10 protein-coding genes and 1 pseudogene are annotated in these 11,964 nt (G+C 67.4%); 6 read left to right on the top strand and 5 right to left on the bottom strand.

Annotation, left to right across the window (positions count from 1 at the left end; genetic code table 11):
- Window positions 1-18: 18 nt before the first annotated feature.
- The 5 genes and pseudogenes from ACIF6F_RS37810 to ACIF6F_RS37830 form a co-directional block, all read right to left on the bottom strand.
- Window positions 19-357, bottom strand: a complete 339-nt coding sequence (locus ACIF6F_RS37810; RefSeq protein WP_399958559.1) for a hypothetical protein — start codon at window positions 355-357, stop codon at window positions 19-21.
- 319 nt (window positions 358-676) lie between these two features.
- Window positions 677-1,144, bottom strand: coding sequence for a hypothetical protein (locus tag ACIF6F_RS37815; RefSeq protein WP_399958562.1), 468 nt, complete (start codon window positions 1,142-1,144; stop codon window positions 677-679).
- A 688-nt stretch (window positions 1,145-1,832) separates the two neighbouring features.
- Window positions 1,833-2,219, bottom strand: a pseudogene (locus ACIF6F_RS37820) (transposase); the annotation flags it as partial.
- An 83-nt stretch (window positions 2,220-2,302) separates the two neighbouring features.
- On the bottom strand, window positions 2,303-3,334 hold the full coding sequence (locus ACIF6F_RS37825) for a glycine-rich protein (RefSeq protein ID WP_399958565.1): 1,032 nt from the start codon (window positions 3,332-3,334) through the stop codon (window positions 2,303-2,305).
- A gap of 42 nt (window positions 3,335-3,376) precedes the next feature.
- Window positions 3,377-3,964 (bottom strand): hypothetical protein, encoded by a 588-nt coding sequence (locus ACIF6F_RS37830; protein WP_399958568.1) that lies wholly within the window; start codon window positions 3,962-3,964, stop codon window positions 3,377-3,379.
- Between the two features lie 401 nt (window positions 3,965-4,365).
- Between ACIF6F_RS37830 and ACIF6F_RS37835 the strand changes: the two genes are divergently transcribed.
- The 6 genes from ACIF6F_RS37835 (at window position 4,366) to ACIF6F_RS37860 (ending at window position 10,882) form a co-directional block, all read left to right on the top strand.
- Window positions 4,366-5,640 carry an AAA family ATPase gene (locus ACIF6F_RS37835; RefSeq protein WP_399958571.1) on the top strand — a complete coding sequence of 425 codons (1,275 nt, stop codon included), beginning with the start codon at window positions 4,366-4,368 and terminating at the stop codon, window positions 5,638-5,640.
- Between the two features lie 154 nt (window positions 5,641-5,794).
- Window positions 5,795-7,360, top strand: a complete 1,566-nt coding sequence (locus tag ACIF6F_RS37840) for a Mu transposase C-terminal domain-containing protein (RefSeq protein WP_399958580.1) — start codon at window positions 5,795-5,797, stop codon at window positions 7,358-7,360.
- Window positions 7,361-7,368: 8 nt separating this feature from the next.
- A complete protein-coding gene (locus tag ACIF6F_RS37845) occupies window positions 7,369-7,782 on the top strand; it encodes an AAA family ATPase (protein ID WP_399958574.1) in 414 nt (137 codons plus the stop codon).
- A gap of 236 nt (window positions 7,783-8,018) precedes the next feature.
- A complete protein-coding gene (locus ACIF6F_RS37850; RefSeq protein ID WP_399958583.1) occupies window positions 8,019-8,951 on the top strand; it encodes a tyrosine-type recombinase/integrase in 933 nt (310 codons plus the stop codon).
- Window positions 8,952-9,032: 81 nt separating this feature from the next.
- Window positions 9,033-9,338 (top strand): helix-turn-helix domain-containing protein, encoded by a 306-nt coding sequence (locus ACIF6F_RS37855; RefSeq protein WP_399958586.1) that lies wholly within the window; start codon window positions 9,033-9,035, stop codon window positions 9,336-9,338.
- A 485-nt stretch (window positions 9,339-9,823) separates the two neighbouring features.
- On the top strand, window positions 9,824-10,882 hold the full coding sequence (locus ACIF6F_RS37860) for an integrase (RefSeq protein ID WP_399958577.1): 1,059 nt from the start codon (window positions 9,824-9,826) through the stop codon (window positions 10,880-10,882).
- Window positions 10,883-11,964: the final 1,082 nt, after the last annotated feature.

Raw genomic sequence — 11,964 nt, forward strand, 5'->3', positions numbered from 1 at the left:
TCTTGGTCGAGAACCCGTCTACCAGGAGCTTCGTCGTTCCGTACAGCCCTTGACCCCCAACAGCCCAGCATCACTGCCAGGTTGAAAAAGGCTCAGTATTTCCACGGCACGTTCGTCATGGACCCTCAGCCCATTCAAAACTTCAATTAGAGGCCCGTACGATTTCGAGGTGAGGATATCCTCCGGATTTTCGTCCTCCTTCAAAAATACCGGTACAATCAGTGTGGCCATTTTCCCCCGCCCGGGTTTCTGTCGCAAAGCCCGGCCAATGGCCTGCGCAATGTCCACCGCCGACCCCTTGAGATCGACAAGGGCCACGGAATCCACCGCCCGGATATCCACTCCCTCACCCAACACCCTGCAATTTGCGAGGACGGCTTGGTCCAGGCCTCGGGGAACGTGCCGGCTACGGTGCGTTTACGCGCTGCGCCGCGATGAAGTGAGAGCGGTCAAGCGATCGCGACTGCTGAAAAACTGAGGCCAGTGGTCAGCTGCATCCGGTTGTGGAGTCGGACGCGGTGAATGTGACGGCAACGCCATTGTTGACGTTTACCGGGTCTGCATACACCACACATGCCGGCCCTGAAGCGTCTGCTTGCACATCATTGTCGGGCGGGGCCGGCGATGATGCCAGGTTTTTCACGCCCACCGTTACGGCCCCTCCGTTGGCATAGGACTAGTTCGACCAAAAATCCGGAGCAATGTCGGTCCACACATTCCCGCAAGTCGTCCCCCTGCCTTGCTGACCGGGGGCAATGGTGGCTGGGAAAGCATCGCTGGCCAGGTAATAAGTTCCGGCCATGCCATCGACTCCACTTCCCTTGAGGAATTGCGCATCCAAAGTGAGAGTTCCGGAACCGGAGTTCCTCAGGATAATTGTCGTCTGATTGCTTTCACACTCGTTACCCTGAGAACCTTGCCCTCTGGTTACGGAGTGCCCTTGTCCGGTGGTGGCATTGTCGCCGTATTTGATGTCGCCGCAGGCGTTGTGGTTGTGGTTTCCTTCGACGTGGATGAAGCAGATGTTGCTTTTACCGTTCTCGCCCTTGTCTTTCTCGTTGTTGGCGTGTGCGGTGGTGCCGCCGAGTGTGGTGAGGTCGAGGAGTGTGGTGGCGATGGTGAGTGCTGTGCGTGTGTAGCGCATTCGATTTCCTCTTTTTAGTGGGTGTGGTTGTTGTATTTTGGTTGGTGTGTGGTGGTCAGGGCTGAAGCGTTCTCAGCTGGTGGGCGTGATGAGGTCGAGTGCGTGGTCGGGGTGTGACTGGTAGTGATCTACGGCTTGGGCGTGGTTGGTCCAGCCGACGAGGTGGGCCAGGGCTATCGCGAGGTTGCGGAAGGTGGCCAGGGCTCGTGGAACGGTTTCCGGTACGCACCCGGCAGGCGTCTTCGTGGAGGGTGGTGTCGCGGATGTGGTGCAGGGCCCTCGATCTGCCAGGGCCCTCGATCTGCCAGGGCCCGCGGACGGCGGCGGCGAGCTGGGCGGGGGTGGCCTGCCCGGCTTGCAGGCCGGTGACCGCGTAGGCGCGTTCGAGCGTCACCTGGCCGGTGCGGACATCACGGCGTCGGCGCACGATCTGGAGGGCCTGGACCGCGTGCGGGAAGGTGAGTCCGCCGACGGTAGCGGTCTTCAGCCGGCGGATCTCGTCCCGGCCGCGACCTGCCTCACGGGTCTTGGCCAGGAGGGGAACGTCCCGCCAGGGCAGCTTCTTCAGTGCTGTCTGCAGGGTCGGGTGGTTGCCCTTGACCACGGCGATGTAGTGGGCCTTCTTCTCTTCGACTAAGGGCTGTCCCGTAAATGATCTACGGCATGCCGGGTGACCAGCGTGTTTCCATCAGCCGGCGAGGGTGAGGTTGTGGAGGCGGGCGATGCCGAGCATGGCGTGGTGAACGCCGTCGCCCTTCAGGCGGCAGTCCCGGAGGATCTTCCAGGTCTTCATGCGGGCGAAGGAGTGCTCGACGCGGGCTCGGATCTTGCGGTGAGAGGTGTTGTGTTCTTCTTTCCAGGCCGGGAGTTCACTCTGGCCGGGTTCGCGGCGGTGCGGGATGACCAGGCCGGTGCCCCGGTAGCCGCCGTCCGCGATGACGGTGGTGTCGCCGACGGCGGCCTTTGCGCCGGACAGCTCCCACGCCTTGCAGTCGTTGCGGTTGCCGGGCAGTGGCCGGCCGACTGCGACGACGAGTCGGGTGTCGGCGTCGATGACGACCTGGTGATTGGTGGTGGCGTTGTCGCCGTAGCTGATGCTGCCGCAGGCATCGGTGTTGTGGTCGCCCACGACGTCTCGCCTGGATTCTGCGCGAGTTTTTACCAGGACAGCGTGATGCTTCCTGTGGTCGCGGTGGAGGAGGCTGCGGTGAATCCGGTGGGGTAGTAGGAAGATCCGCCTCCGCCCCCGGCCCCGCCTCCGAGTTGGCCGGGGTTCGGGTCGTCGCCCTGGGCTGGTACCTGGGCTGCTCCGCCGCCGCCTCCGTACCAGCCGCCGCCTCCGCCGCCGGCTTGGTTGAGGCCGGCTCGCCCGCCGAGGAAGAGTCTGCCGGTTTGCCCGTTGCCTGCGGCCTGTTGTGCTGTGCCGCCGGTACCGCCTGCAGTCTGTGTTCCGCCGCCGCCTCCTGTTGCGCTGGCTCCGCAGCTGGTGCTGGTGCCTGCGGTTCCGGTGGGGTGGCCGGCGTTGCCTCCGGGGAATCCGCCGGGGCATGCCTGGCTGGCGTGTCCTGCTCCGCCGCCGCCGCCGGCCACGATGAGCCTTTGGTTTTGGATGTTGCGGATGTCGCTGGCGCCGCCCCCGCCGGCGGCGAAGTACCCGCCGCCTCCGCCGCCGTTGAAGCCTCCGATGCAGGCGACGCCCGTATCGCATGGATTGGGGTTGCTTGCGGGGACGGTGTTGGTAGTCGGGGTGCCGCCGACGTTGAGGTAGAGGACTTCCAGCGGGTTGACACTGAGTTGCCCAGTGATGATTTGCCCTTGTCCGCCGGGTGCGTTTGATACTGATGCCCCAGGAGCGCCGACGACGACGACGTTGATCGATCTCACACCTTCCGGCACCAGGAATGTGCGCGTTTTGCCCGTGAACGGGTACTGGCACGGCGAAGATTCGCAGGGGGCCGAGTCTACGGAATCGAGGTTGGTGATGCTGTGGCCGTTTCCGGTGGTGGCGTTGTGGCCGTATTTGATGTTTTCGCAGGCGTTGTGATTGTGGTTGCCGACGACGTTGATGATGCAGCGGTGGTTGCTTTTACCGTTGTCTTCGTGGTGGTCTTCGGCGTTTGCGGTGGCAGCGAGTCCGGTGAGAGTGAGGAGCGCTGTGGTGGCTGCGAGTGCGGTGCGGGTGTAGCGCATTTACTTGTGTTCCTTCAGTTCGGTCTCGGCCAGCCCAGTTTCTTACTTTCCTTTCAGCGAGGGCGGGGCCTGGGTGAGGTTGATGGTGGTTTGTGCGGTGTTACTGAAGGTAAAGGAACCGTCGCAGCTGATGTATGGAGAGGTGCTACACGCCGGTGTGGTGATTCCGTTTCCGATGCGGGTGACGAAATATGCCTGGCCGAGGTAGATGCCGGTGGCCTTGTCTGTCAGGTATGCGGTTGAACCGGATTGAGTTGCCATGACCTGAAATGAATTTGATGAAGAGTCAGTTCCAAGTTCAGCTGGAATGGTCATGCCTGACGGCGCCGCGCAGTACATACAACTCACCTGGAGCACTCTGCCGGTGTTGTTAATGACGGTGTAGGTGGGTGGTTGGCTTGAGACCACACCGAGTCCGGTGACCAGGCTGTGCCCTTGTCCGGTGGTGGCGTTGTTGCCGTATTCGATGTTGCCGCAGGCGTCGGTGTTGTGGTTGCCGATGACTTCGATGACGCAGAGGTTGCCGCCGCCTTTGTCCTTGCCGTGGTCGTCTGCGTGTGCGGTGGTTGCGAGTCCGGTGAGGGTGAGGAGGGTGGTGGCGATGGCGAGTGCTGGGCGCGTGTAGCGCATCCCTTTTCTCCTTGTTTGGCGATGGGTATGGTGTTTGTATCTTGTGGGTGTAGGGGGTGTGTTGGGGGGAGGCGAGCCCAGTGCGGACCTAGAAGGACCCGGGTGGGGGAGCGAAGCGGACCCACCGGACCCCGTGAAACGGGGTCACCCAGGCCTGCGAAGCTGTGAGTGGGTGGGGTGGTGGCAGCGGTTGGGCGTCAGCGGGTATGCGGGGGCTCGTTGCGTTGAGGGCCTTGTGTAGCTGGGGGTCTTCTTGGCATCGGTCGTCTTGGGCTGGTGATCTTGGCTGCCATTGAGTGACCAAGTGGCTGCCATGTGGTGGCTAGCACGGCGATGGAGGGCTGTCATGGGTTTGCCCATTCCTGTGTTCGTTGTCGTGGTCGCCGGGTGTGCTGGCGGGTATGGGCGAGGCTGGCGGGTTGGCGCGGGGTGTGGTGGTGCGTCGGTTGTTGGCGGTGGACCAGGGGCCTGGGGCGGTGTCGTCTCTGCATGTGCGGGTGATGGCGGAGGCTGCCGGGGTGACGGTTCGGACGGTGTGGCGATGGTTGTCCGAGGCGCGGGAGGGCCGCCTGGAGCCTGTGCCGCGGCAGGACGGGTTCACGCTGGATGACGAGCAGTGGTCGACCCTGACCGAGGTGGGCGGGAACGTCGCGGCGTTGCACAGGCGGCTGACGGCCGACGGTTCGTCCGCGCCGGGCAGTGTGCCGTCTTTGGGAACGCTGCACCGTGTGGTGCGCCGGGATCTGCAGTCGGGTCGGGTACTGGAGGTGGCGAGGCCGTCCCGGAAGCGGGTCGAAGCCGGCCGCTATGACCGGGTCCTCGCCGAGCTGAAGCTTGAGCGGGCGGGTGACGGCCTGCCGGTGGTCGACGCGGAACTGGCGACCCCATCGGAGCCCGGGACGGGCGAGGGCAGGGAGGGGAGCACAGGTCCGTCGCGGGGTGGGGTGCGGTTGTTCGTGCCGGGGGCCCGGGTGGTGTCGACAGCCCAGGTGGCTGCGGTGGTGGAGGCGGTGGGGCACACGGTGGCGGCGCGGGGGATTGGGTGTGTGTTCGGGGATCCGGGGGTGGGGAAGACGGTGGCGTTGCAGCAGGCGCTGCATCTGCTGCCTGATCGGGTGCCGGTGTGGCGGGCGGTAGACGCCGTGAAGCCGGGCCTGCCGCAGATGCGTGCATCGTTGCTGGAGGCGTTGGGGCTGGCAGCGGGGTCCCTGTCTCATCGCGCGCAGCCGGCCGACCGTGCCCTCGGAGAGGCGCTGCGCCGACCCGGGGTGCTGTTCCTCGACGACGCGCAGCGCTTGTCCTCGCCGCTGCTGGACTACCTGCGGCTGCTGTGGGACGAGCCGGGTACCGCTGCCGCTCTGTTGTTGTGCGGGGCGGGTGCGGAGCGGGTGATCGCGCGGGCACCGGCGCTGCGGTCTCGGGTGCTGACCTGGCACCAGGTCCCCGGCCTGGATCAGGAGCGGCTTGCGGAGACGCTGGCGATGTTCCACGACGTGTGGGAGGGCGCCGATCCGGCGGACGTGGGATCGGCGGACGCGACGGTGGCGCGGGGCAACTTCCGTACCTGGGCGAAGATCACCTCCCACGTCTACGCCCTGACCAAGCGCGGCCGGGATGTACGGGTGGACCGTGCGCTGATCGAGCAGGCCTGTACCCGGCTGGGCCCCTACCCGTAGCGCCCGGCGGGGCGGGATCGGAACGGGGAGACCAAGACGGGCGGCAAAGGGCGGTTCCATGATCAGCTCATCCGAGGCGGGGGCACCGCTGGACGTGTCAAAACCGATGCCCGAGCTCCAGGGGCAGGCGCTCGCGGCGTTACGCGGCCCTGCCGTGCAGCGGTTGTTGCGGCTGCGGGCCCGGGGACGGCTGTCGCGGGGGCACGTGCGTCTTGCGGGGGAGTGTCTGGGGGTGTCGGAGCGGACGGTGTGGCGATGGCTCGCGCAGGCCGAAGCCGATCCAGACGCGGGGGCTGTTCCGGGTACCCGGTCGGTGGACCGGTTCGAGGTGACGCCGGAGGTACGGGTGCTGCTCGCGTACTGGCGGGGGAACGCCTCGGCGGTCCACCGGCAGCTGATGGCCCGCGCCCGGACGGCGGCCGGCGAGCCGGCCCTCGTGGTTCCGGGCGGTGCGCCGACGGACGCGGTCCCGCTACTGGATCCGGTGCCGTCGTTGTCGACGTTCCTGCGCGCGGTGCGCCGGGACCTGACCGCTGGTGAACGCGCGGGTCTGGCCCGCGGGCCGGAGGCAGCCCGGGCCCACGACGTGTTCGGACGTCGCCCGGCGCAGTGGCGGAACCAGACCTGGGAGGCCGACCACGTCCAGGCGCCGCTTGTCGTCGACGCGGACGGGGAGCTGGTGCGCCCGTGGGTGACGTGGTTCATCGACGTCGCAACGAAGACCATCACCGGGACCGCGGTCACGCCCGGCCATCCGTCCAGGGCCTCGATCCTCGCGGCCCTGCGCGCCGCGGTGCTGCGCACCGGCCCGTACGGGCCCGCGGGCGGCATCCCTGAGCACGTGCGCGTCGACCGCGGCCGGGACTTCCTGTCGAAGACGGTCCTGGCCGCCTTCACCGACCTGAAGACCAAGTGCGAGGACCTGCCTGCCTACAGCCCCCATTTGAAGGGCACGGTGGAGAACCTCAACCGGTGTGCCGACGGCATGCTCTTCGCTGTCCTGCCCGGCTACACGCTCACTCCGAAGCCCCGACGCACCAAGAAGAAGCCCGATGCCGAGGAACCGGTGCCGCTGACGTTCGCCGAGTTCACTGCCGAGGTCCTGGACTGGGCACGGTGGTGGAATACCGAGCACCGCCCGGCCGGCCTGAACGGCCGGACCCCTGTCGAGGCCTGGCAGGCCGACCCCACACCCCTCTCGGACATCCCCGATCCCGCCTTGTGGGGGCTGATGCTGGAGGACGACGGCCGGGTCCGGAAACTGAGCAGCCACGGGGTCCGCTGGCGCGGCCGGGACTACCTCGGCGCGTGGATGGCCGGCCAGGCAGGTCGCCCCGTCAGGATCCGGCACATGCCCCACCACGACCACGAGATCGAGGTCTGCGACCCATCCGGACGCCACCTCGGCACCGCCCACCTCGCCGACGCCGCCACGCCCGAGCAACTCGACGAGCTACGCCGCACCCGTACCGCGCGGGCCCGTCGCCTGCGCGAGGACGCGAAGAAGGCGGAGGCCCTGCGTCGCCAGCGCTTCGCCCCGGCTACGGCGCCCACGCGCGCGCAGCGCCTGGGCGCCGTCACAGCGGCCGAAGCCGCTCGTGAACTCGACGCAGCCGCCGACAGCGACATGGCCGCCTTGGCCCTGCCGGACTTCATCCCGCCCGCTCCTCCGCCCGACGACTGGAACACCCCCGCATCCCTGCGCACCGCCCCCGGTTAGGAGAAGCGATGACGAGCCAGCTGCCGCCGCGGGAGACCGATCACTACACCCAGCTCGCGGACGCCGCGGTCGTCACGACCAGGGCGCTCTTGGCGGCACGGGAGAACATCGCCGACACGATCGAGGCCAGGGCGATGATGTGCCTTCATGGTCCGGCTGGCGTCGGCAAGACGCTGGCGGTGAACGTCTGCCTGCGTGAGCTCGAGCGGACCCGAGGCGAGGAAGTGTGCCGGATCGCCTTCCGCGCCCGCCCCACGGCCCGTGCGGTGCGTCATGAGCTCTTCACTGCGCTCGGTTTGCCGGGCGAACCTCCGCGTCACCCGTCCGAGTTCGACCGGCTGCTCCTGGACTCGCTGGCCGCGCAACCGCGTACGCTGGTCGTGGACGAAGCCCAATGGCTCAATCGAGAGACGTGTGGATGAGCCGGTTGTTTCGCTGGTACCGGTTGCTTTTCCTTCGGTGGGTCGTTGGGTTCGTTGGTGGCGGCATGGTTGTTCAGGTGCTGCCTTAACTGGCGAGTTCTGGGGCGTTGCGGGTGAGCGTGGGTGAGCGGGGCGGGTTGCGCCTCGTGGAGGGCGGTCTGGCCAGCCCGGACGCCGTGGCGGATCCGTGGGTGTTCCAGGCCGGGTGCGCTGAGGCGTTCGCCAGGTCGTGGGTGGTGCGCGGGTTCGCTCCGACGACCGTCCGTGGGTACACCTCCCTCCTGGCCCGCGTCCTGGGGCACTTCGACTGTCCGGTGTGGGCTGTGGAAGCCGAGGACGTGGATGAGATGCTCCACGCTCTGGCGGTGGCGGGTCTGGCGGCGGGGACACGGCGGCAGTATCTGCAGATGCTCCGTGACTTCCATGCCTTCGTCGCGCAGCGGCATGGGGCTCAGGTTTGTGCCGTGTTCGGGGTGGGCGTCGGTGACGGCGGGCTGGACCGGTTCAATCGTGTGCGGCATGCCGGCGACGATGCTGCGGTGGGGCCGCCGCCAAGCCGTGAGCGGCTGCAGGCGTTCTTCTCCTTTGTCCGTTCTCAAGTGGCGGTCGCGTCTGATTACCGGGCCGCGGCGCGGGATTACGCCATGCTGCGCACGCCCTACCTGTCGGCAGTGCGGGTAAGCGAGCTGGTGCGCCTGGACCAGGCGGATGTGTATCCGGGTCTCGGGCCGTCGGGGAAGCTGCATGTGCGATTCGGGAAGGCGGCGAACACTTCGGGGCCCAGGCCGCGGTGGGCGCCGATGCTGGAGGGCCTGGAGAGGATCCTGGCCTGGTACCTCGCTGATGTCCGGCCGCTTTTCCCCACCACCGCGCCGCTGTTCTGCGACGACGATGGCCAGCCGATGAAGGCGGCGGCTGTCCGGGACCGTCTGGCCCGCCTTCTCGATCTCGAGGGCGTGGGCTGGGACGAGCGGTTCACGCCGCACGCGCTGCGTCGGGCGTGTGCGACGCACCAGTACGAGCGCGGCATGGACCTGATTGCGGTCCAGCAGCTGCTCGGGCATCGGCATATCGCGTCGACGATGGCGTACGTGAAGCCGTCGCAGAAGTTCGTCGAGGATGCCTGGCAGCGCGCCACAGACTCTGTTGTCCGCGCGTTGGCCGGCTGATCGAAGGGAGGCGCGGACATGACCTCATCAGGACCAGCGCTCCAGGCCCTGGCCTCTCCAGGCGTGGAGTGGCGGCTGCGGATGGCCGCGGCGGAGCGCGGCGTGTGGACCGGGACCCAGTTGCGCCGGCTGCTTGCCGAGAGGGCGGGGCTGGACCTGTCGCCGGCCTCGGTGTCCGCGCTGTTCACCAAGCAGCCGTCCCAGGTGAAGCTGTCCACCCTGGCTGCGCTGTGCGCGGCGCTGGAGTGCGCTCCCGGGGATCTCCTCGTGCTGAGCCCCGTGGCAGCGGCACCGGCCCCATTACCTGCACTGGCGGGACTACGCGGCGGACAGCCGGTACCTGGCCCGCTGCGGCCCACTGGTGGACGGTCCCTTCCGCCCCTGTGACTGTGCGGCTGTCCGTTGTGCCTCCTCCTTCTACCTTGCGGATTCGAGATCGCATGGAAGCGTCCGTTCCTGGCGTCGTTCAGGGTCGTTGCCCAGGCTGTACGAAGCTGCGCCGGCTGCGGCCAGGATCCGGCCTGTGCGCCTGGTGCTTGCGGACGTGTCCTGGCTGCGGGGGCGGCAGGCGCTCGGCGGAGGAGATGTGCGCGGCTTGCCGGCGCCGGGCCGCGGGCGGATTCGGACGTGGCCCGTGTCAGCGGTGCGGGCGTCGGCGCATCCTCGATGCGGCGACCCAGTGGTGCCGTCCGTGCTCCGATCCGGCGAGGGCGGAGCCGCCTGCGGCCTGTTCGGGATGCGGTGTGCCGTCCCAGTGGGCGCGGGGCATGTGCAAGCGCTGTTATGAGCAGTCGCCTCACACCGTGCGGACCCGGGCGGCCGGCTGGTCCCGCCGGATGCTCCGTACGCCGTCGTGGTGGGACGCGTTCGCCGTGCATCTGGCGACCCACCGTCATGCTTTCTATGCCGCGGACGCCCTCACTCACACAGCCCGTCTCGTCATCGATACCGAGTCCACCGACCCGGACACCCTGCTCGCCGCCGCGGAGCGAACGACTCTCTGGCTCAGACGACCGCTCGCCGACTTTTTCCACACCCACCGCCTCTTCGCCCCACCCGCCGACACCGAGGAGGCACGAGCAACCGCTCGCCGCGAGCGCCGGATCCAGGCTGTCCCGACCCCGCTGCGCCCCGCCGTACGAGCCTTCGCCGAGGCGCTGGTGGCCCAGCGAGAGGATGCTGAGCGTCTCGGGCTGCGACCGAATCAGCTCAAGACCATCGAGATCCGCCTCGACACCATCCGGGACCTGGCACTCCACCTCCACGCGCAGGGACTCACCACCTGGGCAGGCGTGAACGGCACCGACCTGGAAGCGTTCCTGGCCCGCAACCCTGCCCGCCGGGCTTCCTGGCTCGCGGGGCTGCGGCAGTTCTTCGCCCACGCCCACCGCACTGGCTTGCTGCTGCACGATCCCGCCGTGGCTGTGGAGGCCCCCCAGCCACGTGGCTTCAGGGGCTCCACCCTCACTCTCGACGAGCAGCGTGCCCTCTACCGCCGCTGGAGTGCCGGCAAGGATGTCCTGCCGTATGAGGCATTCATCGGCCTGGCGGCTCTCCTGCACGCTGCCACCACTACCGAACTCCGCCACCTCACCCTCGACCACATCAGCATGGCCTCCCGAACGGTCCGTTTCCCCGGGCGCAGCGTCGACCTCGCCCTCGACAACGCCACGTGGCAGGCTCTGGAAGGCTGTCTCGCACACCGAAGCGCCCTGCACACGCAGAATCCGCACGTACTGGTCACCCGGCTCACCAGAGTCACCACTGGCCCGGCCGGAGGAGCCCACATCCGTGACAGCCTTGTCCCGGTCGGCCTCCTCCCGCGCATCCTGCGCTCCACACGGCTGCTCACCCTCGCCGACGAACTCGACGTCAAACAGCTCACCGTGGCACTGGGCATGTCCTACGGTGGAACTGCCCACTACCGGTAGCGCCCTGAATGGCTGTCACACCACCCGGTGTGCCTTCCTCGCCGACATCGCTCGGAGGGCAAGAGCCCCAAGCATCACTCGGGTCTGGAAGTAGTGCCCGGATCCAGTATCTAGCTGCATATCGGAATGAAGCAGCAAGATGGGCCGGGACTCCTGCTCTCTTCCTCTCTGCTGAAGTCCCAGGCTGGCGCAGTCGGCAGTTCTGCACGTGATGGCGTTCTGCAGCCGGACCCAACCGCCCGGGATCGCTCGATTCCTTGCGCCGCCCTCGGGCAGGCCAGCCTGGAGGCGGAGTGGTAGATCTTGGGGAGGCGAGGCCGGATAAATGACGGGCGCTTCTTCAGCGGGTTCGGTCATGATCGAGAGGATGAATCACGAATCAGATCTCATAGCCGCCGTGAGCTCGCTGTGGGATGAACACAGACCTGCCCCCTTCCCCGTTGGTCTGGCAGGTGAGGATCGGGCAGGTTTCGATCTTGTCATGGTTGACGCGGACATCGCGGGGTGTGTGCATACCTGGCTCAGTAATGCTGGCGCCCTGGACGTGCGGAGTTATCGGGTCTTGCACTGGCGTGGATCCCAGCTCGGAGAGATCCTTGCCGAGCTGGGTGATGGTGATAGCCCTGAGTACTGGTACCGGCTCTCTAGGATGGCTGAACTCGTGGCATCCACGGACCCCAAACCGCGGAATGCCTACCCGCCTGAACCTTGGACTCCGATGGACGGATCCAAGGACGCCGGCGGGTGATCGCCCCCGACTGCTGCTGGCCTGGCTCGCGAAGCGGGCCCGGGAGCTTGGAGGCGAAGCCGGAAAGGTCGGGGTGGGAGCGAAGCGGACACCCCAACGGCCAGAAGAACCGGACCTCGTGAAACGAGGTCACTTCCCGTGCGTAGCACGGGGTTCCTGGGCCCGCGAAGCGGGCCTTGTTCGGATGTAGCGAAGCGGAACCCGAACAGTCCGAAGCGAAGCGAAGGACTCCGGACCGAAGGGCCGGCCCTGGCTCGGCGAAGCCGAGCCCCGCCGAGCGTAGCGAGGCGGTTCGCTGGCACAGCGCGCAGCGCTGTGGGACCCGCTCCGCGGG

Source organism: Streptomyces sp. NPDC086023, from assembly GCF_044540325.1.
Classification (GTDB): domain Bacteria; phylum Actinomycetota; class Actinomycetes; order Streptomycetales; family Streptomycetaceae; genus Streptomyces.

Coding starts and splice junctions, on each gene's coding strand:
- ACIF6F_RS37815 (WP_399958562.1), bottom strand. CDS start 1,144: ATGCGCTACACACGCACAGCACTCACCATCGCCACCACACTCCTCGAC.
- ACIF6F_RS37825 (WP_399958565.1), bottom strand. CDS start 3,334: ATGCGCTACACCCGCACCGCACTCGCAGCCACCACAGCGCTCCTCACT.
- ACIF6F_RS37830 (WP_399958568.1), bottom strand. CDS start 3,964: ATGCGCTACACGCGCCCAGCACTCGCCATCGCCACCACCCTCCTCACC.
- ACIF6F_RS37835 (WP_399958571.1), top strand. CDS start 4,366: ATGGGCGAGGCTGGCGGGTTGGCGCGGGGTGTGGTGGTGCGTCGGTTG.
- ACIF6F_RS37845 (WP_399958574.1), top strand. CDS start 7,369: ATGACGAGCCAGCTGCCGCCGCGGGAGACCGATCACTACACCCAGCTC.
- ACIF6F_RS37855 (WP_399958586.1), top strand. CDS start 9,033: ATGGCCGCGGCGGAGCGCGGCGTGTGGACCGGGACCCAGTTGCGCCGG.